This is a genomic window from Ferruginibacter sp. (assembly GCF_028288465.1).
Lineage (GTDB): Bacteria > Bacteroidota > Bacteroidia > Chitinophagales > Chitinophagaceae > Ferruginibacter.
Window position 1 is genome coordinate 184,087 of the sequence record NZ_JAQBNR010000015.1, and the last position, 24,974, is coordinate 209,060.

Here is a 24,974-nt window from a genome sequence, read left to right on the forward strand (position 1 = left end):
ACCTGCTGTACAAGAGTGCGACGCCACAAGTGTTTAATAGCAATACAACAGCCGGTTACATCATTTTTTTATTTTTTCATTGCAGCAACTGGGTTGAGCCGGATTACTTTATACACCGGGTAAAGCGAAATAAGCAATCCCATAGCAACCACCGCCAATCCCTGGTTGATGAAAATGGCGGCATCGGTTGAAGTGGGGAAAATGGCCTCAAACCCAAAGCGTTCATATGCTTTGGCCGTTTCGCCACCAATCCCGAACGGATGCCTGTTTAAATAGTATATAACCGGAATGCTGACCAGCAGGCCGATGATACAGCCGGCAAATACGGTTAGTATAGATTCAACAGTCAGCAGCACCATGAGTTTTATTTTCTTCATACCAATGGCTACCAGCATGCCCATTTCAAATTTTCTTTCTACCATCATCATCAGCAGCGTGCCGAAAATGCCAAAGCAAATAAGCATGTATAAAATGCCCTGTACATACTTCATGTTATTGCTGTCTGCAGTAATATGCTGTTTAATATCCGGTATCATATCGCCCCAGCTCATCACTTCATAGCTGCTGTCCATCGATGATCGCATGGCTATTACTGAAGCCTCTGCCGCAGCTGTATTGTTAAACGAAAGCACATAGGAGGTTACCATACCATAGGCACTGTAAAAGTCCTGTGCGGCAGCCAGCGGCATAAACAGCGCTTTATCATTCAGCTCCGGCGAACCAAATTTTACAATGCCCTTTACAACATATTTACCAGCGGCAGTGGCCCCGTGATACCCCTGGCCAATCAGTACGGCTGTATCTGCAACTTTTAATTTCAGCCGTTCTGCAAGTCCCTGGGCCAGCAGTATAGCGGTATCAGTGCTTTTCAAATAAATACCTTGTACCAGCTTGTCTTTTAACCCGGTGATGGCATTTTCCTTTTCAACATCAATGCCTGCTACAAGGCTTCCTTTGGTAACATCGCCGGACGAAACCAGTGCGAATGATTCCAGGCGGGGCGTGATGCCGGCAACATTTTTCTGCTGCAAAATTTTTTGTTCTGCTGCAGGAGCAGTTTCAAAACTGTTGTCGAGTATTTGTTCGTTCCAATAGCCCCGTTTGTGTACCTGCGCATAGCCGGTATAAAAACTCACCACATTTTTTACCAGGTTATTAAAAATGCCTTCTTTTAAACTGCTGGCAATGACAGATAAAATAACAGCAAAAAAAATAGCGGCCATCGTGATGAGGGTGCGGTAGCGGTTTCGCCACATGTTTTTCCAAGCCAATTGAAGCAGCCACATAATTAATTGATGGTTTTCATTTTATCTGTACTGAAAAAATTATCGTCAATGGGATTATTGTACTGAATATTTTTATAGATCATTTCTGTTTTTTGACCCTTCTTGTCAGCCGGTATCATTTCAAACCTGGTGGGGATCAGCCGGTCGTGCATCATTTTTATATCGTAGCTGTTCATGGTGTTAATCAGTTTTCCTTCGTCGTCGTAAAAGCGGCTGTGCAACTCCAGGAAATCTTTTTTATCAATGCAGATAATTACTTTACTCCACACAACTGCCGCCTGCGGTTTGGGTATCATCTGGATGATATAGCAGGAACGGTTGTCAATACTGCTATCACCAATAACGGTATGTGTATAGTCTTCCACTACAGACGATTCCTTTACCAGGTCATCATTGGTAAAGTCAGTACCCATCCAGCTTTGGCTCATCATTGAGGGTGGCAGCTTAATGGTTCTTTCCAGTGAGGGCATCCAGTTCCATACTTCTTTTTTTCTTTTTAAGAAGGCAATGCCTTTATCTTTTGCCGGTGATAGCAGCAAGATCATAGCCAGGTTATTTCCCTTCATCCAGGTTTTGCAGTGCATCTCCCGGCTCCAGGTGGGACGGATGGTTCTGATGATCATTTCGGCCTGCATGGTATTACCCCGCATTTTTTCATCTGCCTTTCTTACAATTTCTCTGGCATCCTGCGATAGTAACAACTGCGGAAATAAAAAGGCCATTGTGATTAGTACAAATTTCATTGCATGCTTTTATGGAGACTAATGTAAGGCATCATGCATACAGTTATGCTGACTGAAATCATCGGCGTCATTGACTTTAGTTATAAAAATCGGCTGATAAAAATGAAGTGATAAAAAATCAGGTCGCTGCAATCATTGACTTGCGGTGTTCTTTAACTTGTTTTCTTTTTCCTGCTGTTTGGCTTTCTTTTTAAAAAAGCCGCGGAAAAGAAAATTGTGTTTCAGCGCTTCCATATTCTGGTTAAAACCATCCGTGCCTCTTTGTATATTGTCCAGGCTGGCATTTAATTTTATCACAATGCCGGAATCTTTAAAAAGTGCATGCAGTGTACCATTGCCATTGTCCTTATCCTCTTTTATTCCAGCTACCATGGTATTTATTTCGTACAGCAATGAGTCGGCCTGGCCGCCAACAGATTTTATTTTTAAGATCGCCTCGTTCAGGTTGGCGGCAAAAACGGTATCTTTTAAAAGCGTTCCTACCGATCCTTTTCCTTGCTGTATATCCGATGCTACAGCTTGAAAGCTGGCGACTGTGTTGTTAGCTTTGTCGGTGGCCGAACGAATATTGGCAACAGCAAGCCTGATATTCTGCGGAATGGATTTATCATTGAGCAAACTCCATAAAGCATCGCTTTGGTTGATGCGTTGCACAGTTGTTTTTAATTCGGCAGCAATTACAGAAATATCCGTGTTTGTTTTTGAAAGCAGCTGCAGCATATCATCGGTCGCGACTGATTTTTTAGATAATAGAATATCCCCTTCCTGCGCAATATCCGACCGTTGCCGGGCAGGGCTGATGTTGACAACTTTGTTGCCCACAAACCCATCCGTGCCGATGGATACTACCGCATTTTTCCGGATGATTTTCAGCATCCGCTTTTCAATGAGCATGACTATTTCTATGGTGGTATCATCAACAATATTGATAACTTTTACCGTGCCTGTTTGTATGCCCGCATAACGCACATTATTGCCGGCAACCAGTCCCTGGATATTTTCGAACCTGGCTTTTAAAACATAGGTAGACCCAAACAAATTCTGATTCTTGCCAATCATGTACAACAGCAGTACCAGGGCCAGCAAACCTGTCAGCACAAATGCGCCCAGTTTGATTGTATTTATTTTTTTTCGTGGCATATCGTTATTCAAAAAATTGTTTCACTTTAGGATCCTTGTTTTGTTGCAGCCGATCCCAGGTATCATTCGCATAACATTTACCTTCTACTAAAATTACCACCCGGTCACTGGTCATCCGAACACAATTCATATCGTGCGAAATGATGAGGGAAGTAGTGTTGTATTTCTCCTGGATATCATTCATCAAATCAATAATTTCTTTGCCTGTTATCGGATCCAGGCCTGTGGTTGGTTCGTCGTACAAAATAATTTCCGGCTTTAATATAAGGGTTCTTGCCAGTGCAATTCTTTTCCGCATACCGCCGGATAATTCAACCGGCATCATATCTACAGTATGTGCGAGACCAACATCATCCAGTGCCTCCAAAACCATTTTATTTACTTCCACCTGCGATACCTTTATCCAGTGGCGGCGCAATGGAAATTCCAAATTTTCCCTCACAGTCATTGAATCGTAGAGGGCGTTGCTTTGAAAAAGAAAGCCAACTTTTGCACGTAGTTTGTCCAGTTCTTCTTCTTTTATTTCCGACACATTTTTTCCAAATACTGCAATGGTGCCTTTATCCGGCTTCAGCAGGCCGATGATACATTTTATCAGTACTGATTTGCCTGAACCGGATTTGCCCAGCACCACCACACTTTCGCCCTTTTTAATTGCCAGGTTAAAATCAATCAGCACATGGTTGTTGCCAAAAGATTTATACAGGTGCAGAATGCTTACAGCATTTGCAGTATCTGCTGAAATTAATTGATCTGATTGCACTATCGTTGCTTCTTCAGGCATTTTAATTAAGACCCAGCAGGTCTGTTATTTGTACGGCCAGTAAATCAATCACAAAAACCATTACCGATGCTACCACTACTGCAGAGTTGGCTGATCTTCCTACCCCTTCTGTTCCCTTGCTGCTGTTATAGCCTTTATAACAGCCGATGATGCCAACGGCAAAACCAAAAAAGTAAGTTTTTATAAATGCGGGTAGTACATCACTAAAGGCAAGGCTGTCTATCACTTGTGTCCAGAACAAGTGCGAACTGGTAGTACCACGGATGTTTACGCCGAGAAAGGAGCCGTATAATGAAATGGTATCGCCCAGGATAATCAATACGGGCAGCATTAGGGTTGCCGCGAAAACCCTCGTTACCACCAGGTATTTAAAAGGGTTGGTACCACTCACTTCCATGGCATCAATTTGTTCTGTTACTTTCATAGAACCCAGCTCTGCCCCAATACTGCTGCCGATTTTTCCTGCAAATATTAAGGCGCTGATAACCGGGCCTATCTCCCGGACGATGGCAATGCCTACGATGGAAGGTAGTTCTGATTCCACACCATAGTCTACCATTGACGGACGGAGTTGCATGGTAAGCACCAGCCCCATAATAAAAGAGGTTAAGCCAATCAGGGGAAGCGAACTATAGCCGATTAAATAACACTGCCTGGTAAACTCGTACAACTCGTAGCGGGGTCTGAATGCCTGGCTGAAGAAGCGGCCGGTGAACCTGGAAAGCTCACCTGCTTCGGATAAAAAAGAGCGGATCTCTGCTGGCAATACCATGACTTAATTTGAACTGTCAAAATATTCACTTTTAAAATATTTTCTGCATAGTTTAATCAGGTAAAAGATTGATCTTAATCAGCTTTTCTTCAATTTCCTGCCTGCAGGGTTTTAACCGTAAAACCAATTGTATCATTGTATAAATTAGCAGCAATGATTTTTTTCAGTTGTTCTATATTTACCAATATTTTAAAAGGGAACTTTATTTGAAACACAATATCAACATTTTTAATTTTTACACCAGGGGTGTTTATGCAACAGGATATACAGATTAGAAAAATTGAAAGAAATGACAATGCAGCCATCGCTGTAATCATCAGAAGCACGCTGAAGGAATTTGGTGCCAATCATCCGGGAACTGTTTATTACGATGAGGAAACCGATCATTTATTTGAATTGTTTCAGCAGCCTTTATCCGTGTATTATATTGCAACCATCGACGGAGTAATCGCCGGCGGTGGCGGTGTGTATCCAACAAAGGGTTTGCCGGCGGACACCTGCGAACTGGTAAAAATGTACCTGCTGCCTGTTGCCCGTGGAAAAGGTATTGGTAAAATGATCATTGATAAGAGTATTCATGCAGCCCGGGACTTTGGGTATAGAAAGATGTACCTTGAAACAATGCCCGAGTTGCAACAGGCCATTAAAGTGTACGAAAAATTCGGCTTCCATTATTTGGACGGACCGTTGGGAAACAGCGTTCACTTTGGGTGCAGCAAATGGATGCTGAGAAATTTATAAATTTTAATAGCAACTTTGATACAAAATTTATGATAAAAAGAAATTACCGATGGGGTATTTTAGGTGCAGGCAGAATTGCTGAAAAATTTTGCACCGCTTTGAGTGAAACAGCAGGTTCGGAAGTGTATGCTGTGGCGTCCCGGGATGCCGGAAAGGCCAATGCATATGCGGCGAAATTCAATGCTTCAGTTGTGTTTACTGATTACAATGCACTGGTAAAAGATGCAAATGTGGACATCATTTATATCGCAACACCGCACGCGTTTCATTACAATCAAACTATGCTGTGTTTGCAACATAATAAACCGGTGCTTTGCGAAAAACCGATGTCGCTTTCACCAAAACAAACTGCCGAAATGATTGCTGCTGCGACCAAAAGCAATTTGTTTTTAATGGAAGGTGTGTGGACCCGTTGTATGCCTTTTATAGAAAAAACTTTGTCATTGATCAAAGAAGGCGTCATCGGCGAACCGCAATACCTCCAGGCAGACTTTGGTTTTTTCGCGGCGTTTGATCCCGCAAGCAGGTTATTCGACAAGGCCCTGGGTGGTGGTTCAGTAATGGACATTGGTATTTATCCCATCTTTCTTGCAGCACTTATTTTCGGTGAGCCTTCTGTTATTAAATCGGTTTCCAAACTGGCGGAAACCGGTGTGGATACCTATGCCAGTATTCTGTTGCAATATCCCGCTGGTGAGTCAGCGCATTTGCTTTCCACAATTGACTTTAATACGCCCATAGAAGCAACGATCATCGGAACAAAGGGCCGCATTCAAATTCACAATCCCTGGTTTAAGGCCACTGCTATTACGGTGCATTTAAATGACGGAACGCAGCAGGATTTTGATATGCCGCATCAAAGCAATGGCTTTGAACATGAAATAAAAGAAGTGATGTATTGCCTGGATAACGGGCTGCTTCAAAGCCATAAAGTACCACACCAGTTAACATTGCTCATCAGTAAAATAATGGATGAAGTATTGCAGCAGGCTGGTGTTAATTATTAGTGATCATGCTGGCTGCTTTGATTGGGCTATCCCCGGTTCTTCTTATTTAACAAGTATTTTTTTGTTGTAATTGCGCCCGCCAGCAGTGCAATACCTGCGATTAAAATTGTTTTCCATGGTGTGGGTTTTTTAATGATAATCGTATCCACTTTGCCTGTTAGTATTGGTCCGGCCCAGTAATATGGCAGTGTTTTTTCTTTTGATGTACTGGTGCTGATAAATTCCAGTTTTGCTTTTTGTAACGCTATATCTGTTGGCAGTTCCTGTGCTAAATATTTATAAAACAATTCGGTTATTTTATATGTCGATTCGTTTTCAACTGACCATAAAGTGCTGACTGCAGCAGGTATGCCAAGCGCCGCAAAACCCCTGTTAAAACTAAATATACCTTCCCCTTCATACAATATTCCATCGGCCGTTTCGCAGGCGGATAGCACAACTAACTGCGTAATGGGTTTTCGGTCTGTAATCAGTTCCGATAATAACATAGAGGAGTCAGCAAAATAAATAACTGGGTCGTTGCCTGAACTATTGCCGGAAGCATGGGTATACAGTTGGATAATGGTATAGCCGGTAAAATTTGCCAGAAAATTCTTTTTGGTTGCATCACTGGTAATGTAATTTGTTGCGTTGCTAAAATAAGTATTGATATTTTTTAAAGAGATATCGCTGCGTGATAATGATGTAAGACCTGCATAGTTGTGATAGGAAACAGGAGCTATGCCCAAAAGTTTATTTGTGCTGCCGTTGGTTTTCGAAAACGTATTGTTTAAATATTTTACAGAATAGGCATAGCTTATCGCAAATTGATTAAGCAGGTAACTTTCCGGCAGACCGGTCTCACTGGTTACTAGCGCTTCAAATGGAAAACTTTTACCGTCAGGCGAAATGATGAGACTACCTTTTGGTAGCGCTGTATTTTCAGGAAACAGCAGCCCGTACAATTGATGTGCAATTTTTATAAACGTAGCAAAATTATTATTCAGCAGTTCGGGGTTTGTGATGAACCTGTTGAAAGAATCGACCAGCTTATTATATTGAGGCTGGTTTATTTTTATCAGTGATTTACTGGAAGAAGAGATGGTCAATAAATACACTGAACTATCACCTGAAAAAATTTCCAACAGGCTTGTTGTATTGCCAAGATTACTTTTTCTTAACTCAGCTATGTTCATAAAAGAAGTGTCCAGGTAATGCTGATAGAATATCGGGTTATTCATTTTTAGTTTTCGTGATAAAAAGGTTAGTTCTTCAGAGCTGTTGTATAAATCTGATTGAACCGGTGAGTAATTTTCTGATGAAGCCGATAAGCCGTTTAATTTTTTTCTCAGCGCTATAATATTCCTTTTTATGAAAGTCAATTTTGCAATATCACTGTCGTTTGTCCATTGTTGTTCTTTTACCTGGTCGTTTAATAACGTCGCACGGCTTTTTTCAAAAAAATAAAAGGCATCTTCTATATTATTATTGGCATAACAGGCATCAATGGCATGTTCATATAAATTGCGGGCCGTTGCCCTCCATACAAGGCTGCTGCTGATTTGTAACTGTTGTTCAGTTTTTATCTTTGTTAAAAAAAGGTCGTTCTTTTTATAAACGGCGATTGCCTTTTTAAGACATGCTTCGTCCTTAGTAGTATAGTATTCCTGCACAAAAGCATCGCCTTTACTGGTTGTAAGATCTGACAAGTACTGCAACTGGTTAAAGCCCGGGAACCGAAAAGTATTCTTGAGCATGGATGTTTCGTCCATGCCGGGCTGAACGATATTATATGCCTGCTGAAAAGCATACTGTGCTTTATCAAACATCTTCTTTTGAACATAGATGTTGCCTGTTTCGGCAAATATTAACATGGAATCGGTTGCACCTGCGTATTCCAAAGCTTTGGAACAATAACTTAGACCGGTATTGATCTGACCAAAAGCTTTTGCATAAAGCTTGCCAATTTGTATAAGATTTTGGGCGCAGCCGTTATTAAACTTAATCAGTGAGTCTATTTGAAAAGATAGCTTAAACAGATCGAGCGCTTTTGAGTAATTCTTTTGATCCCTGTTAATGGACGCAAGCAAACTGTAAAAGGCATACAATTGATTTTTGTTTCCTGATCTGACGAACGGTTTCATTTTTGTTTCCAAAAAAGTTGCCGCTTCAACAATATTTTTGGAATAATACAGGGAATTTGCTTTGTTAATAATAAACGAAACCAGGTAGGCAATACTGTCTTTACCATGAAAATATTTTTTGGTAAGAGCTTCTCCCATTTCTGCATTTGTTATGCACGGTCCATATTCTCCGGTATTGAATAAGTAGTCTGTTTTATCAGACAATCCTGCAACCGCTTTTTCAAAACCTGTATTAGCTTTCAGGCAATAATAAATGCAACTATCGGTAGCAGCGTATTTTTTATCAGGTTCGCCGGCTGACTGATAATAAAAAGTAAGGTTGTAATAATTGTCTATTACAGCTAAATCTGAACCGGCTTTATTTTTTATGTACTGCTTTGCTAAACCGAGCGACTGATTAGCAAAATTGATTGCATTTGAAAACTGCTGTTGTTTAAAAAAAAGTATGCTTATTTTTTGTAACAGAAACATATAAACCGAATCTTTTTCCAGTTTGCATGCCTGCATCTGCTGAATCAATTGCTGAAGCCTGGTTAGCTTATCCGTTGTATTTGTATCCTTCGATATATAAATCGTGTTGATCTTACTATAAAATACAACCCTTGACGGGCACTGGCCGGATGTAAATTGTATAAAAAACAAAAAGCTAAAAAGTGCGCAGCAATGCCGGCACTTTTTAGCAACAAAAGACATACTGATCAACCAACTTTTTTTGCTGCTATAGTAAGTTTGTTTTACAGTATTACCTTTCATCTGTTTTGCAATTAATGCACGATTTTTTCAAAGCGGGCCTGTTACTTACTAAATGGAATCGGCCTTATATCAGTAACCCCGGGAAACTGGTTTAATAACGGTTCTTTTGGTGGCGGCGGTACGGGTTTTACAGTAGAAAACCCTGTCTGGCTGGCGTCGCCAGGGCCGATAGACACAATGAAATCATACGAATTTTTTGTGCCGGAATGAGCCGGCACAATAGTATAAGCAATACGAACCAACAGCTTGCCCGGAGGGTCTTCAAAATATTTTTCAGCAACATATTTTTCTATTAAAACGAAGGTTTTTTCCCTGGTAATTTTGTCGATGCCATCTTTAAAAGTGACTTCCCAATTGACCCATTTTATTTCCGGGCCCTTAACCACATATTGGGTGTTTTTGCAGCCATTAAAAAAGATCATGCACAGGGTCATTAAGGTGTAAATGAGCCGCGGCCTGGGTGATTTAAATTTATTTTTCATGATGATGCAGGTTTTATTTTATGTTAAAGAATGATCCGGGTTTATAATTTTTTTAACCACGTAACCGCTGTCTCCTTACCCTCCAAATCTTTTGCCACTACCTCTTTTAACAACAAAATGGCTGCTGCTTTATCCCCGGCGCTATTGCGTTTTAATAAAGTAAGCGCATGATAAAATTTGCCAGGATTACTGAATGATGCAGTATTTTGTTCCAGAGATTGAAAATGGCTTAGCGCTTTGTCGTAATTTTTTAAGCGAAGGGAAACAATGCCAGCGTATTTTTTTGCGGCATCATCGGCCGCATTATTTTTTAACATCGTTTCAAAGTACTGTAGTGCTTCCGGAAGTTTATCCGATTTATATAGATTAAGCCCTGTTTGCAAACTATCCTGTTGCGTTCCCATAGTTACCGGGAGGGTTAGCAAATGTTGTTGAATGTACGTATCCGCCAGTTGATCCGGGGAAGTCTTTCTGTTATTTACAAACCAGGTTAAAAGGAATATAAAAAGCAACACGCTGGCCGCCGAAAAATATTGCCATACCCGTTTAGCCGGCTTTAATTGTACCACGGGTACGGCTTGCTGTTGACGGTATAAATTCCTGAAGTGTTCTTTTTTTTCCTGCTGCGCATGTTGCTGAAAACCTGCCTTTGCGGCTACGTAAAATGCCACTTCTTCTGCAAAAGCAGCATCATTTTTAATTAGTTTCTCAAACTCTTGTTTCTGCTCGTCGCCGGGGAAGCCGTTAAAATAATCATCTATGTATTTCAGGTTGCTCATCTGAATATTTTTTATTTACCGAGGTATAACTGGCGCAATTTTTCCAGGCAGCGCAGGCGGCTTGTTTTAACCACATCTGCACTTTTATAATCCAGTGCAACTGCAATTTCCTTGTCAGAATAATTGTCTGCAAAAAATGCCAGTATCTGCCTGCAGTTTTCGCCAAGTTCTTTCATTTTATTTTTCAATATATCCATGTCCGTTTTCTCAATCAATTGCTGCACCACCGTTTTGGCTGAATCCGCAATCATAAAAAGCATGTCCGTCACGGAAGACGTTTGATGTACACTGTTTTTATTGGTCGTTTTTTTCCGGATAAGGTCAACACATTTATTGGCAAAAATTCTGTAGAGGTATGTTTTAAGGGAAGACTTTTTTTCAAAAACACCGCTGACAATATTGTTGATGACTTGCAATACAGTATCTGAATAGGCGTCAAATGCATCCTCTTCCGGCAAAGCATATTTATACATTCCTTCTTTTATAAAATAAGTATAGCGGGTAAAAATGGTGTCTTCGGCTTTACGTTTTAGCAAAGCGTTCTGATGAAAGCTTTCTATTAAATCTTCGTCGGTTGAAACGGGATGTTGCTCAAAAGACATAGCTGATAAGTGTTTTAGAAAGATAATACAATAATTACGAGAATAAAAGCCTTTTGATTATTATTAAAAACAAGACATCAGCAAGTGGTTGAAAACATTGAATTTTTTCGTTGCGGCTATCCGGTTGCCAAATAATAGCCAATATGTATTTTGAGGTGATTTTTTAAACCGACTGTAAACAAGGGCGGTATTGAAAAGCGGGGCTGTGCCTGATGGCTTTTAGAATTAAAGAGAAAAAAAATAATCTTTTTTGTTTCCATCCATTCCTGTTCTGCGACCAATAGGTCAACAAACACCGGTACCAGGTAGTCAAAAACAAATCATCCAAACAATTTAAATTTTAAACAAAATGAAAAAGTATTTATTTGCTTTAGTGGCTGGTTTTATTCCTGCCCTTGCAACAACCAACACCGCAGTGGCACAAAATTCAAACGCTGTTGCTGTTCTGCACAATGATGCACAAATGGAAAAAATGTATAAGGCAGACCTGGCAACAGAAACTGTAAAATCAAATACGGTTTCGCTTGCAACCGTCAACAGTAAAGCGTTAAAGAATTTTAATAAATTCTATAAAAACGCAGGGGATGCCCGGTGGTATTTTATTGATGAAGGCTTCAATGTTCAGTTTAATAATGACGGTGTCAAAAATTCAATCTATTATAACAAGAAAGGTTACTGGACCGGGAGCTTAAAAACATACAACGAAAGCAAGTTGGCGAAAGACCTTCGGGCTATGATTAAAAGAGAGTATTTTGATTTTAGTATTTACCAGGTGCAGGAAATATTGACAATGCAATCGCAGGAAATGTTGCCAACCTATGTAATTTATATGGAAGATAACAAGAGCTACAAAACACTGCTGGTGTATGATAATGAAATTAAAGAGTGGCAGAATTTTATTAAATATTGATCGGCGACAGTTATTCATTGCATCGCAATGGGCCCTTCAAACTTGTTGGCTTTCTTTTTTAGAAAGCCCAACTTTTGAGGGGCCTTTGTTTATTCTCTTTTTATCCGGGAATTTTTTCCAATTTAAGTTTCATTATTAAGTTGAGTTTGGGGGCCGCACCGGTTTACACTTTTTGTAATCTCACTGTTACGAACAGCGGAAAATGAAAAATAAAATTAGCCACGAGGGATATTTACATGGGGAAAGAAAAAAGGAATAAAATTTTAAAACATTATCTGTTAATGTTACATTACAGGCTGATTGTTAAAAATTAAATCTAAAACTTGCCTAGAATGACAAACAAAATTTCCTTTTTTTGCGCCGTTGCAGCGCTGTTTATTTTTGTCTCCTGCAACAATAATTCTACTTCAACTGAAGGTGCCGCAACAAAAGATAGTGCGACAGCAGCCGTAAACAATACCGCCGACTGGAAAATTGGTGTGCAGTTATGGACGTTCCGTTTGTTTACACAAAGCGAAGCCATCGCCAAGGCAGACAGTGCAGGAGTAAGGTACATCGAGGCTTTCCTGGGTCAGCCTTTCGACAAAACAAGTAAAGATACTTTTGGTATCAGTATGTCCGCAGCCGGCAGACAAAAATTGAAAGATGTGCTGAAACAACATAACATTCAAATGGTGGCTATGGGCGTAACAACACCAAATGGCAAAGACGAATGGATTAAAACTTTTGAACTGGCAAAAGAATTCGGATTGAGCTATATTACTTCAGAGCCAATCAAAACCCAATGGGACCTGGCCGATAGTCTTGCCGGCGTATATGGCATAAAAATCGCCATCCACGATCATCCTAAACCAAATGCTTACTGGCACCCAGACTCAGTATTGGCGGCGGTTAAGGGCCATAACAACATTGGTTCATGTGCTGATTTGGGTCACTGGGCACGCAATGGTTTAAACCTGGTGGATTGTTTGAAAAAGCTGGAAGGACATATTTATGGTGTTCACCTGAAAGACATTGTTAAATTTGATAAAACAGATGCCGCCGATACCGTTGTTGGAAAAGGCGTAATTGATTTTGCACCAGCTTTTGCAGAATTAAACAGGCAAAATTTTAAAGGCATGTTTTCTATCGAACATGAATCTAACTGGGAAAATAATGTGCCTGATGTAATTGAAACGGTCAAATTTTACAACGACCAGGTAGCCAAATTGAAAAAATAAAAGCAACCGGATTACGATTTGTAAGCACAAAAAATATACGGCTTATCATGCTGAATGATAAGCCGTAGTTATTTAAAAAACTCAAACGGCTGTATGAAATACGTTAGATTACTGGGCGCCATTTTATTATTGGCAGGTTGCAAATCATCCGTAAAAAGCAAATACGATTCCTGGAGCGAGTACATGGGCGGGCCGGACAGAAATCATTATTCAACACTGGCCCAGGTAGATACCAGCAACGTACAACAATTAAAAATTGCCTGGACTTACGATGCACCCGACAGCGGGCAAATGCAGATGAACCCGGTGATGGTAAAGGATGTGGTGTATGGCGTTAGCGCAGCCTTAAAAGTATTTGCGCTTGATGCAGCTACCGGCAGGGAACTGTGGCTGTACAAAGATTCGCTGGCATCGAACGGAACATGCAGGGGCGTTGCCTATTGGGAAGATGGCAATGATAAGCGGATTTTTGTTTCCGTTGCATCTAACCTGATTGCTTTAAATGCGGCAGACGGAAAACCCATTTTAACCTTTGGTGAGTCTGGTAAAGTTGATTTGCATACCGGCTTGCCGGATGCTGCAAAGGACAAATACATCAACAGCACTACACCCGGAACGATCTATAAAAATTTAATCATCATGCCGGTAAGGGTAGCAGAAGATGCAGGTGCTGCTCCGGGTTATGTAAGGGCATTCGATGTTCGCACCGGCAAACTGGTTTGGACATTTCATACTATTCCGCAACCCGGGGAAAGAGGCTATGATACATGGCCCAAAGAAACATACAGGAATCTAAACGTTGGCGCAGTAAATAACTGGGCTGGTACAGCAGTGGATGTAAAGACAGGCACCATCTTTATACCTTTGGGGTCTGCCGCCCCGGATTTTTATGGAGCCAACCGGAAAGGAACCAACCTGTATGCAAATTGTCTGTTGGCATTGAATGCAGATAACGGCACTTATAAATGGCATTTCCAAATGATGCATCACGATTTGTGGGACAGGGATCCGCCTGCACCGCCAAATTTAATTACCGTTACAAAAAGCGGTAAACAAATAGACGCAGTTGCACAGGTAACCAAGCAGGGCTATACTTTTGTGTTGGACAGAAATACAGGAGCGTCATTATTCCCGGTAAATGAAGTAGCAGCACTTCCATCCAAATTAACGGGCGAAGAAGCCTGGCCCACGCAACCGGTACCTGAGCTGCCGAAGCCTTTTGCAAGGCAGATTACAGGTCTTACAGAAAACGATATCAGTCCGTTCGCCAACAACCAGGCAGAACTTAAAAAATTATTCCTGGCTTCAGATAAAAGACCATTGGCACCACCGGATACAAGCAATGTATTGTTACTGCCGGGCTATGATGGCGGGGCAGAATATGGCGGCGCTGCGGCCGATCCTTACAAAGGCATTTTGTATGTAAATGCCAATGAAATGGCTTGGTTTTTAAGAATGGAAACGGCGGAACAAGCTGCAAAAAAGGAACAGGAAAAAAGGAATGGCTTGACAAGAAACGCAGCAGGCGGACTCAAATCACCGGGTGAACAAATATACGCCGCCCATTGCGCTACATGCCATGGTGCAGACAGGGAAGGCAAGGCTGCCAGCGGTTATCCAAACCTTACTGCGGTTGCACAAAAATTAAACCTGCAAACCGCGTTGCAAATTGTGAGCAATGGAAAGGGCAAAATGCCCGGCGTATCCGGCATCTCGAAGGAAGAAAAACAAATACTGGTCGATTTTTTATTTGGGGTTGAAAAGAAGGAAGCGGTTTCGAAAGACCTTGCAAAAGTACCGCCGGATAAATATCTGCACACAGGCTATCCCAAGTTTTTAGATGACAAAGGATTACCGGCCATCACCCCTCCGTGGGGCACACTTACCGCCATCAATCTAAACACGGGGCAGCAGCTTTGGCAATCTGTTTTAGGAATAACCCCGGGCCTTCCGAACCAGGATACCAACCCGACAGGCTGCGAAAATTATGGAGGTCCCATTGTTACGGAAAACGGATTGCTTTTTATAGCTGCTACCAAAGACGGCATGTTCAGGGCTTTTAATAAATACACCGGTAAATTATTATGGCAAACAAAATTGCCTGCGGCCTCTTTTGCCACGCCCGCCATGTACAGTGTGAATGGTAAACAGTTTATAGTAATGGCATGCGGCGGGGAAAAATTAGGCACGCCCAAAGGAAATAAGGTCATCGCTTTTGCTTTGCCATGATCTGCCCGTAAGGATAATTTAAAAATTCATCTAATGATCATCAATATGAAACAATACTTCGTCCTCTGCGTGCTGTTTTGTCAGGCTTCTGTATCTATTGTCATTGCGCAGACTCATTCACTTTTTAATGGCAAAGATTTAACCGGCTGGCATGTGGATGTGCCCGAAATGGATACCAATGCCCTGGCAAAAAATCCTTTCATTGTGCGCAATGGCATGCTGGTGAGTATGGGTAATCCGCAGGGACACCTGATCACTGATTCTGTCTATAAAAATTACCGGCTGGTGCTGGAGTATCGTTTCGCCGGCGAGCCGGGAAACTGCGGTATATTGTTACATGCATCTACACCAAGAGCTTTGTATAAAATGTTTCCAAAATCCATAGAGGCACAAATGATGCATGACAATGCTGGTGACTTTTGGTGCATTGTACAGGACATTAAAGTTAGAAATATGGAACAACGCCGTGGCCCTAAAAAAGATTGGGGCATCACCGAAGGGAAAGGGCGCCGCATCATCAATTTAACCGACAGTTCTGAAAAGCCATTGGGCCAGTGGAACAGGATGGTGGTGGAATGTTACAAACGAAACATCCGGGTTTGGGTAAATGGAGATTTGGTGAATGATGGCTTCGGATGTACTGCAGATCACGGCCAGATTGCTTTCCAGGCTGAAGGCGCAGAGGTGGAATGCAGGAAAATGGAGTTGACACCGATTAAGAAATTGAGCACTGTGATGGAAAAATAGTTGTAGCATTAAGCAGCTTCGATGCGCAACATTTCATTTATCAATCAGTTATAAATGTTGATTACGGCTAAATAAAATTTGTCTAATTTGCACCTTCTAAAAAATAAAAATGCAGATAGAAATCTTAAAATCTAAAATACACAGGGCTGTAATTACAGAAGCGAATTTGAACTATGTCGGAAGTATTACCATCGACCAGGACCTGATGGACGCGGCCAACTTAATTGAGAATGAAAAAGTGCAGGTAGTGAATGTAAACAATGGCAGCCGCATTGAAACTTATGTAATTAAAGGTGGTCGCGGAACAGGAGTTTGTTGCCTCAACGGGCCGGCTGCAAGACGCGGTGCCGAAGGCGATATCATTATCATTATCTCTTACGCCACAATGGATTTTGAGGCAGCTAAAAGGTTTAAACCATACATCATTTTTCCGAAAGAAGGCAACAAACTATAAAAATTTAAGACCGCAGACTACATAAAAAATTGCTCTGAAACTATCTTACCATCTTTTACTGTATATACACAAAGTTCACCCATTGTTTCCCTTGGCCTGCCCTTCATGGTAACATCCATAAAAGCAGTCATGGCAATGGAGTTACCAGCTATCAGCGGATCAGAGAGCGTATTGGAATGCATTTTTTCAACCATCGACTCAAATTTTTGTCCCTTTTCGATAATGGCTTCCAAACCATGTGTTTCTTTATCAAACATGGGCGAAGCCTGTGGTTCTATGCTTATTGCATCCTCCGCATATAACTCACGCTGCGCCTGCTCAAACTTACTTTTGCTGCAAAGCAATTTAAGCCGGTTGGCAATTTGTTTGGTCGTCATATTTGCTGTTGCTGTTGTCATAATTAATAAATTTAAGTGTGTTTGAATGAATATAATGAAGTGAAAAATTGAACATAAATCAAGCCATTATGCCAAAAAAATCAAGAAAAAATAGTACTGCTTTTTCTTTTTAAGAGGGGTTGTATTCAGTGGCTGGCAAGCAAGCCGTAATAGGTTTATCCCTTCACCGGTTTTTTAATTAGCAATTTTAACAGACGCAATAAATAATTATCAACACTAATCCTCTGGCGGCTTTGAGCAATATATTGCACAGTTTGCTGTAAAAATCCTGCTTGTTCTTTTTTCTATCCAATAGCGGCCGCGCTGTCGCTGCTGGCACAGCATTTGGCGGCAATTTGAAAATGCTTTGTTTAATGGGTAGCTTTGTGTAGATCTGATCGTTACCAATTGTATAACATATGGCAAACCCAGATAATCTTAATTTCGGTTATAGGAAAATTGCACCGGAGATGACAAAGCATTACAGCAACTTTTATTTTATATTAGTCATCTTATAAACAGCTTTAAATGGCAGACGATTCAAAACAGTTAGAACAACTAGGCATCAACACAGTAAGGATATTATCAGTTGATGCTGTACAAAAAGCCAACTCAGGCCACCCCGGTATGCCTATGGGAGCCGCACCAATGGGGCATGTGTTATGGGCCAATTACATGCGGTACAGTCCCAAAAATCCCAACTGGCCAAACCGCGACCGTTTTATTTTATCCGCAGGCCACGGCTGCATGCTGCAATACAGTTTTTTATATTTAACCGGCTACGATTGTACGCTGGATGATCTTAAACAATTCAGGCAGTTAAACAGCAAAGCAGCCGGCCATCCCGAGCACGGATTAATGCCGGGCATTGATGTAACTACAGGTCCGCTCGGCCAGGGTTTTGCAAACGGCGTTGGTTTCGCCATTGCGCAAAAGCATTTGGCGGCAAGGTTCAATAAGCCAGACTTCGATCTTTTCAATTATAACATATACGCCATTTGCAGTGACGGCGATATGATGGAAGGTGTTACCTCTGAAGCGGCTTCGCTGGCTGGTCACCTTAAACTTGGTAACCTTATTTATTTGTACGATGACAATCATATTTCAATAGAAGGCAGTACAGGCATAGCTTTCACCGAAGATGTGGCCAAACGTTTTGAAGCCTACGACTGGCATGTACAAGTGATAGAAGATGGCAATGATATTGAAGCAATTGCAGCGGCGGTAAAAAATGCAAAGGAAGAAACCTCCCGTCCATCACTGATAAAAGTGCGTACGCATATTGCTTACGGAAGTCCTAACAAGGTAGATACTGCTGGAGCCCATGGCTCGCCGTTGGGAGAAGAGGAAGTGAAACTTGTAAAAAAGTTTTTTGGTTTTGATCCCGAAAAATTCTTCGATGTGCCGCAGGAAGTGCTGAATTATTACCGGGCAATCGGAGAAAAGGGAACTGCACTGGAAAAAGAATGGAACGAATTATTCAGCCGCTATAAAACATCTTTTCCTGAACTGGCTGCAGAATACGAACAGGCGCTCAGCGGTAAATTACCCGAAGGCTGGCAGGAAAAATTACCCTTATTTGAACCATCCGATAAAAAAATGGCCACCCGCCAGGCATCTGGCAAAGTGTTGAATGCCATCGCAGCAAGTCTTCCAGGGTTGATCGGTGGTGCAGCCGATTTGTCTCCGTCAACAGAAACAAATCTTAAAGACTATAAATCATTTGAACCCGGCAGTTTTGAAGGGCGAAACTTTCACTTTGGTATCCGCGAGCACGCCATGGGCTCGGCTTTAAACGGAATGGCCTTAACACCAGGTATCATTCCTTATGGCGCCACTTTCCTGATATTTTCAGAATACATGCGGCCTCCGATCAGGCTTGCGGCTATCATGAAAATACGCCCCATTTTTATTTATACGCACGACAGTATCGGCCTGGGCGAAGATGGCACCACCCACCAGCCGGTCGAGCAATTGATCTCTTTGCGTTCTATCCCGAATATCACCCTGATACGGCCGGCTGATGCCAACGAAACCGCACAGGCATGGCGGGTAGCGCTCGAACATTCCGGCGGACCAGTTGTATTGGTTTTAACAAGGCAAGGTCTTCCTGTCATTGATCAGACTAAATTTGGTAAAGCAGTGGAGCTGGAAAAAGGAGCTTATATTTTATCAGATTCTTTTATGGATCCACAGATAATTTTGATAGCGACCGGTTCTGAAGTAGATTTGATTTTGCAGGCGCAGGCAAAGCTGGCGGAAGCAGGTTTTTCCAGTCGTGTGGTAAGCATGCCTTCATGGGAGTTGTTTGAAAAGCAGGATGAAGAATACAAGGAAAAGATTTTCCCCGAAAGCATCAAAAAGCGCCTGGCGGTAGAAGCCGGCTCTGCATTGGGATGGCATAAGTATGTAACCGACGAAGGAGCGGTGATCGGCATGACAGGCTTTGGAGAGTCAGCGCCGGCAGAAGATCTCTATAAGCTTTTCGGATTTACGGTTGACAACGTGGTTGAAAAAGCAATGCAATTACTGGATAAACAACCAACAACAAACACGGTTATTTAAATAGGTGTACATCATTTTGTCCCGGCAAATACAGCGGTCATGTGCAGCTTCAATGGCGTCACAGCCGATAGCCTATCGGCTCTTGTACTTTTAAAGTCATGGGCAACTTTACTGAAGCATAGTGAGGTAGCAGGTTTTTAAATTAAGATGCTGAAAAGTAAATCGTGATGGAATAGACATTGGCAAGAGGTTGATTACGTCCCCATGTATTTTCCTTATAATCTATAACTTATAACTTATAACATCTCGCATGAAAATAGGCATCGCAGCCGATCACGGCGGATACGAACTGAAAGAAATCATTCACCCCTTCCTTGAATCACTGGGTTATGAAGTAACAGATTACGGCGCTTTCGAACTGGATAATACAGACGATTATCCGGATTTTGTTGTGCCCATGGGCAGGGCGCTCGCCAATAAAGAACTTGACCGGGCGATTGCCATTTGTGGCAGTGGGGTGGGCGCATCTGTTGCAGCCAATAAAATCGCGGGTGTGCGGGCAGCACTCATCAACGATCATTTTTCTGCACACCAGGGCGTAGAAGATGATGACCTGAACATGTTGTGTTTGGGCGGAAGGGTAACAGGTTATATGGCAGCGCAGGAACTGATCACCGCTTTTTTAACTGCCCGTTTTACCGGGGCCGAGCGCCACATGCGTCGTTTGCACAAAGTACATTTACTCGAAAAATAAACACCAGCAATGCAAAAAATCAACGACCTTAAAATTCTCTTTTTTGATGTAGGCGGCATTCTTCTGACAAACGGCTGGGGCCATGAGTCAAGAAAAAAAGCAGCAGAAATATTTAAACTGGATTATGAAGAAATTGATGCCCTGCACAATTTTATTTTCAACGTATACGAAATCGGCAGCATCACGCTGGATGAATACCTGGACACCGTAATATTCAATTATCCAAGAGATTTTGTGCGCCAGGATTTTAAAGATTTCATGTATTCGCAATCGGTGGAATTGCCTGATATGCTTGCCTGGTTAAAAGAGTGGAAAAAAGATTGCGGCTTTCGCATTATATCAATCAACAACGAGGGCAAAGAACTAAATGATTACCGGGTACAGAAATTTAAACTACACCAGGCATTTGATGCATTCATATCTTCCTGCGAAGTAAATATGCGCAAGCCTGATCCGCGAATATTCAAGCTGGCATTGGGTATTGCCCAGGCATCCCCAAGTCAGTGTGTATATTTTGACGACAGAACCATGTTTGCCAATGCCGCACAAAAATTAGGCATCCGGTCTTTTCATCACACCAATTTTGAAGAGACCAAATCAATATTAGAAAACTTAAAAAAAGAAAATTTTAACCAATGAGTAATACAACAGGAAAGTACGATTTTGGTATGATCGGATTGGGTACAATGGGGCGCAATCTCCTGTTAAACATGGGCGATCATGGTGTGGCAGGTGCAGGATATGATAAGGACGCAAGCAAAGGCCAGTTGCTGGAAGAGGAAGATAAGAATGGCAACCTCAAAGGCTTTAGTGATGTAAACGAATTTGTGGGCAGTTTAAAAAGTCCGAGGGCGATTATGATGCTGGTTCCCGCAGGAAAAATTGTAGACAGTGTAATTGAAGACCTGTTGCCATTACTTGATAAAGGCGATATTTTAATTGATGGGGGCAACTCTCATTTTACTGATACAGACCGCAGGGTGGCTTACCTGGAGACAAAGGGATTTCACTTTTTTGGAATGGGTGTTTCGGGTGGCGAAGAAGGCGCCCGTCGTGGTCCGAGCATGATGCCAGGAGGCGACAAAGAAGCCTACAATGTAATGAAGCCAATTTTAGAAGCCATTGCCGCAAAGGTAGATGGCGTGCCTTGCGTAACTTATATCGGTCCTGGTGCCTCCGGGCATTTTGTAAAGATGGTGCACAATGGAATTGAGTATGGCCTGATGCAGCTGATTTCGGAAACCTACGAAGTAATGAAAAAAGGATTGCAGATGGATGATGAAGCGATTGGCAAAATATTTACCCAATGGAATGAAGGCAGGTTGCAATCTTTTCTGATGGAAATCACCAGCGATATTTTTCAATATAAAGAACAAGGCTCCGATCAATTACTGCTGGATAATATAAAGGATGAGGCAAGAGCAAAAGGAACGGGTAAATGGACTTCACAAGTGGCAATGGATTTAGAAACCCCGATACCCACCATAGATTCCGCGGTAGAAATGCGTGACCTTTCCAAATACAAAGCTTTAAGGGTTCAGCTGTCTCAAATCTACAGCGTTAAAGATACCCCTTTGTCAGTCGATAGAGACAGTTTTTTGGTTGAACTGGAACAGGCATTTTATTTTACCATGATCATGTCTTATTCGCAGGGCATGCATCTGTTAAGCAAGGCATCCTCCGAATATAAATATGGTTTGCACCTCGCTGAAATAGCGAAAATCTGGCGCGGTGGTTGTATCATCCGTTCCGGTTTTTTAAATGAAATTTTTACCGCCTACGAAAAAGACAACAACCTGCAGCATTTACTGCTGGATGAAGGCGTTCAAAAATTAACAATTGAAAATGTGCCAGGCATCCGGTCGGTATTGTCAAAAGCCATCACTGCAGGTATTGCTATGCCAGCGTATGCTGCGTCGTTGGGTTATTTTGACAACCTGCGCAACAAACAAATGCCCAGTAATTTAATACAGGCTCAACGTGATTATTTCGGAGCACATACATATGAACTGATAGGCAAGGAAGGTGTTTTTCATACCAAATGGGGCGAAAAAAGCATCAGCATTAAAGGCTCAGGCGTTAAAGAAAAACAGTAAGTGATTGTAAATTCGCTGGTTCCCGTTGTAGCTATTTTTTATTTTAATTTTTTACTTTTTATTTCAATGGTAAAACGCTTCGCCCTGAAAACCCTTATAACTCATAATTCATAACTCATAACTCATAACTAAAAGAAGGTGTACGCAAATCTAAAATCTCAACCTGTAATATTTATAATTTTCGGTGGCACGGGCGATTTGAATGCCCGCAAACTGGCACCGGCACTGTATAATCTTTTCATTGATGGATGGATGCCGGATCAGTTTGCCATCATCGGCACAGGAAGAACACCACTGAGCGATCAGCAATTTGCTGAAAAAATACAGGATGGCATCAACAAATATTCCCGCAGCGGCAAAGTAAAAAAAGACAAGTGGGATGAGTTTTACAAACACCTGTTTTACCAGTCTGCTGATGCCAAGGATAGTAAGACCTATAAAGAATTTGGTACCAGAATAGACAAGCTTAATACGGAATGGAAAGCTGACGCCAATGTAATTTTTTACCTGGCTGTTTCGCCGGAATACTTTCCCATCATCGCCGAGAATCTATCAAAAAGTAAACTGGCTGATGATACTAAAAAATCAAGAATCGTTATCGAAAAACCATTTGGTCATGACCTTGAAACTTCCCGTTCTTTAAACAAATTGCTCAGCGGAATTTTCAATGAATGCCAGATCTACCGCATCGATCACTACCTGGGTAAAGAAACCGTGCAGAATATTATGGCCTTCCGTTTTGCCAATGCATTGCTGGAACCCATCTGGAACCGCAACTACATTGAACATGTCCAGATATCGGTTACGGAGCAATTGGGTGTTGAAGAACGCGGTGATTATTATGATAAATCAGGCGCATTACGGGACATGATTCAGAATCATTTATTGCAGCTGCTCTGCCTCGTGGCCATGGAGTCGCCTAATAATTTTAATGCGGATGAAGTAAGAAACCGAAAAGTAGATGTATTAAACGCCATGCGAAAATTCGGGCCTGAAGATGTACGCCTGTCTACAGTAAGAGGGCAATATTCAGATGGCTGGATGGAAGGAAAGGAAGTGCCCGGTTATCGCAAGGAACCAAAAGTAGATCCGCAATCAAACACAGAAACTTTTGCTGCCATTAAATTTTTTATAGACAACTGGCGCTGGAAAGGGGTACCGTTTTATGTACGTACCGGTAAACGAATGCACCAGTCCGCCTCCGTTATCAGTATACAATTCAGGGATGTGCCGCACCAGATTTTTCCTGCAGAAGTAAGTGAAAGCTGGCAGCAGAACAGGCTTGTCATCAGCATACAACCGGAGATGAGCATTCGTTTGCAGGTACAGGCAAAACGGCCCGGACTTGAAATGGCTCTAAATACTGTGGACATGGTTTTTGACTATAAAGGCACCTATACCAGCCAGGCGCCGGAAGCTTACGAAACATTGTTGCTGGATACCATGGCGGGCGACCAAACCTTATTTATGCGGGGCGACCAGGTAGAAGTTGCCTGGGATCTGCTGATGCCTATTTTAACTTCCTGGGAAGGCAGAAAAAGTTTAAACTTTCCCAATTATTCTGCAGACAGCTGGGGGCCTGAACTGGCCGAAGCTTTAATTGCAAGAGACGGATTTCATTGGTTTACCTTACCCTTAAATGGTAAAAAATAATGGGCGTTAAAATAAATATTTATAAAACAGAAGACGAAGTATTAAACAGCCTCGCAAACTATTTTGTTATAGTTGCCAACCAGGCCATCACTGCAAACGGAAAATTTACGGTCGCTTTATCAGGTGGCAATTCTCCTAAAAAATTATATCAATTATTGAGCTCGCAGGCTTATAAAGAGCAAGTACAGTGGGCCAAAGTATTTTTCTTTTTTGGAGATGAACGTAATGTGCCGCAGACTGATCCCGATAGTAATTATTTAATGGCAAAGAAAACTTTGTTTGATCCGCTGCAAATAAATGAAGCAAACATTTTTCCTGTGAATACCGACCTTGAACCTGAACTGGCAGCAGGGCGTTATACCGATGCGATCAGTAGGTATTTTGCCGGGAAAGAAATGAAATTTGATCTGGTATTATTGGGGCTCGGCGATAATGCGCACACTGCATCCTTGTTTCCACATACACCCATACTGCAGGACAGAACCGTCTCAGTAAAAGCAGTTTTCCTGGAGGAACAACAAGTTTACCGCATCAGTTTTACCGCACCATTGATTAACCTGGCGCATCATATTGCGTTTTTGGTTTATGGACAAACCAAAGCTGCCGCTGTTAAAAATATTCTTGAGACAAATAAAAATATTGACAAATTCCCAGCTCAACTGATCGCCCCGGTAACAGGAACGCTGGATTGGTTTCTTGATGAATCTGCCGCGTCCGTGCTTGAAAACGTCACTTTTTAAGACCGGCCTGCCAATCTGGCCCTGTTGCCCGGATCCACTTATCCACATAAAATAATAAACCCGTTATCCATTCGTTA

Annotated in this window: 23 protein-coding genes; 13 read left to right on the plus strand and 10 right to left on the minus strand. The window is 41.9% G+C overall.

Translation table 11 applies throughout. From position 1 onward, the window contains the following. Positions 1-68: 68 nt before the first annotated feature. The 5 genes from JWR61_RS05850 to JWR61_RS05870 all read right to left on the minus strand — a co-directional run bounded on the left by JWR61_RS05850 (position 69) and on the right by JWR61_RS05870 (position 4,725). The gene (locus JWR61_RS05850; RefSeq protein ID WP_301926904.1) at positions 69-1,256 is read right to left on the minus strand and encodes an ABC transporter permease; all 1,188 of its coding nucleotides are present in this window, start codon (positions 1,254-1,256) and stop codon (positions 69-71) included. A gap of 32 nt (positions 1,257-1,288) precedes the next feature. After that, a complete protein-coding gene (locus tag JWR61_RS05855) occupies positions 1,289-2,029 on the minus strand; it encodes an outer membrane lipoprotein-sorting protein (protein ID WP_301926905.1) in 741 nt (246 codons plus the stop codon). 132 nt (positions 2,030-2,161) lie between these two features. After that, entirely contained in the window at positions 2,162-3,169 is a 1,008-nt protein-coding gene (locus JWR61_RS05860) for an MlaD family protein (protein WP_301926906.1), read from the minus strand. A gap of 4 nt (positions 3,170-3,173) precedes the next feature. Then, positions 3,174-3,953, minus strand: a complete 780-nt coding sequence (locus tag JWR61_RS05865; RefSeq protein ID WP_301926907.1) for an ABC transporter ATP-binding protein — start codon at positions 3,951-3,953, stop codon at positions 3,174-3,176. A 1-nt stretch (position 3,954) separates the two neighbouring features. After that, on the minus strand, positions 3,955-4,725 hold the full coding sequence (locus JWR61_RS05870; RefSeq protein WP_290336745.1) for an ABC transporter permease: 771 nt from the start codon (positions 4,723-4,725) through the stop codon (positions 3,955-3,957). Between the two features lie 252 nt (positions 4,726-4,977). Here JWR61_RS05870 and JWR61_RS05875 point away from each other — a divergent pair, with 252 nt between their 5' ends. Together JWR61_RS05875 and JWR61_RS05880 are read left to right on the plus strand one after the other, a co-directional pair. Next, positions 4,978-5,466 (plus strand): GNAT family N-acetyltransferase, encoded by a 489-nt coding sequence (locus JWR61_RS05875; protein ID WP_301926908.1) that lies wholly within the window; start codon positions 4,978-4,980, stop codon positions 5,464-5,466. A gap of 29 nt (positions 5,467-5,495) precedes the next feature. Beyond that, on the plus strand, positions 5,496-6,473 hold the full coding sequence (locus JWR61_RS05880; RefSeq protein ID WP_301926909.1) for a Gfo/Idh/MocA family protein: 978 nt from the start codon (positions 5,496-5,498) through the stop codon (positions 6,471-6,473). A 26-nt stretch (positions 6,474-6,499) separates the two neighbouring features. Here JWR61_RS05880 and JWR61_RS05885 read toward each other — a convergent pair whose 3' ends face one another. The 4 genes from JWR61_RS05885 to JWR61_RS05900 are packed head-to-tail and all read right to left on the minus strand — an operon-like array spanning position 6,500 to position 11,212. Next, positions 6,500-9,349, minus strand: coding sequence for a CHAT domain-containing protein (locus JWR61_RS05885; protein ID WP_301926910.1), 2,850 nt, complete (start codon positions 9,347-9,349; stop codon positions 6,500-6,502). 41 nt (positions 9,350-9,390) lie between these two features. After that, entirely contained in the window at positions 9,391-9,831 is a 441-nt protein-coding gene (locus tag JWR61_RS05890) for a hypothetical protein (RefSeq protein ID WP_301926911.1), read from the minus strand. Positions 9,832-9,872: 41 nt separating this feature from the next. Then, a complete protein-coding gene (locus JWR61_RS05895) occupies positions 9,873-10,610 on the minus strand; it encodes a hypothetical protein (RefSeq protein ID WP_301926912.1) in 738 nt (245 codons plus the stop codon). Positions 10,611-10,621: 11 nt separating this feature from the next. Further along, positions 10,622-11,212, minus strand: coding sequence for an RNA polymerase sigma factor (locus JWR61_RS05900; protein WP_301926913.1), 591 nt, complete (start codon positions 11,210-11,212; stop codon positions 10,622-10,624). Between the two features lie 349 nt (positions 11,213-11,561). On the opposite strand from JWR61_RS05900, the gene JWR61_RS05905 reads away from it, so the two are divergent. The 5 genes from JWR61_RS05905 to panD all read left to right on the plus strand — a co-directional run bounded on the left by JWR61_RS05905 (position 11,562) and on the right by panD (position 16,772). Then, positions 11,562-12,122 (plus strand): hypothetical protein, encoded by a 561-nt coding sequence (locus JWR61_RS05905; RefSeq protein ID WP_301926914.1) that lies wholly within the window; start codon positions 11,562-11,564, stop codon positions 12,120-12,122. 332 nt (positions 12,123-12,454) lie between these two features. After that, positions 12,455-13,342, plus strand: coding sequence for a sugar phosphate isomerase/epimerase (locus JWR61_RS05910; protein WP_301926915.1), 888 nt, complete (start codon positions 12,455-12,457; stop codon positions 13,340-13,342). Between the two features lie 93 nt (positions 13,343-13,435). After that, positions 13,436-15,571 (plus strand): PQQ-binding-like beta-propeller repeat protein, encoded by a 2,136-nt coding sequence (locus JWR61_RS05915; RefSeq protein ID WP_301926916.1) that lies wholly within the window; start codon positions 13,436-13,438, stop codon positions 15,569-15,571. Positions 15,572-15,604: 33 nt separating this feature from the next. Then, positions 15,605-16,318 carry a DUF1080 domain-containing protein gene (locus JWR61_RS05920; protein WP_301926917.1) on the plus strand — a complete coding sequence of 238 codons (714 nt, stop codon included), beginning with the start codon at positions 15,605-15,607 and terminating at the stop codon, positions 16,316-16,318. A 109-nt stretch (positions 16,319-16,427) separates the two neighbouring features. After that, positions 16,428-16,772, plus strand: coding sequence for an aspartate 1-decarboxylase (panD, locus tag JWR61_RS05925; protein ID WP_301926918.1), 345 nt, complete (start codon positions 16,428-16,430; stop codon positions 16,770-16,772). Between the two features lie 17 nt (positions 16,773-16,789). On the opposite strand, the gene JWR61_RS05930 is transcribed toward panD, so the two are convergent. Beyond that, complete coding sequence (locus tag JWR61_RS05930) at positions 16,790-17,170, minus strand: nuclear transport factor 2 family protein (RefSeq protein ID WP_290336730.1); 381 nt, start codon at positions 17,168-17,170, stop codon at positions 16,790-16,792. Positions 17,171-17,677: 507 nt separating this feature from the next. On the opposite strand from JWR61_RS05930, the gene tkt reads away from it, so the two are divergent. The 6 genes from tkt to pgl all read left to right on the plus strand — a co-directional run bounded on the left by tkt (position 17,678) and on the right by pgl (position 24,897). Further along, a complete protein-coding gene (gene tkt, locus JWR61_RS05935; protein WP_290336728.1) occupies positions 17,678-19,714 on the plus strand; it encodes a transketolase in 2,037 nt (678 codons plus the stop codon). Positions 19,715-19,964: 250 nt separating this feature from the next. Then, on the plus strand, positions 19,965-20,408 hold the full coding sequence (locus JWR61_RS05940; protein WP_301926919.1) for an RpiB/LacA/LacB family sugar-phosphate isomerase: 444 nt from the start codon (positions 19,965-19,967) through the stop codon (positions 20,406-20,408). 9 nt (positions 20,409-20,417) lie between these two features. After that, positions 20,418-21,047 (plus strand): HAD family hydrolase, encoded by a 630-nt coding sequence (locus tag JWR61_RS05945; RefSeq protein WP_290336725.1) that lies wholly within the window; start codon positions 20,418-20,420, stop codon positions 21,045-21,047. Next, on the plus strand, positions 21,044-22,504 hold the full coding sequence (gene gndA, locus JWR61_RS05950) for an NADP-dependent phosphogluconate dehydrogenase (RefSeq protein WP_301926920.1): 1,461 nt from the start codon (positions 21,044-21,046) through the stop codon (positions 22,502-22,504). The genes JWR61_RS05945 and gndA overlap by 4 nt, the downstream gene beginning before the upstream one ends. A 138-nt stretch (positions 22,505-22,642) precedes the next feature. Next, on the plus strand, positions 22,643-24,157 hold the full coding sequence (zwf, locus tag JWR61_RS05955) for a glucose-6-phosphate dehydrogenase (protein ID WP_301926921.1): 1,515 nt from the start codon (positions 22,643-22,645) through the stop codon (positions 24,155-24,157). Further along, positions 24,157-24,897, plus strand: coding sequence for a 6-phosphogluconolactonase (pgl, locus tag JWR61_RS05960; protein WP_301926922.1), 741 nt, complete (start codon positions 24,157-24,159; stop codon positions 24,895-24,897). The genes zwf and pgl overlap by 1 nt, the downstream gene beginning before the upstream one ends. The last annotated feature ends 77 nt before the right edge of the window (positions 24,898-24,974 follow it).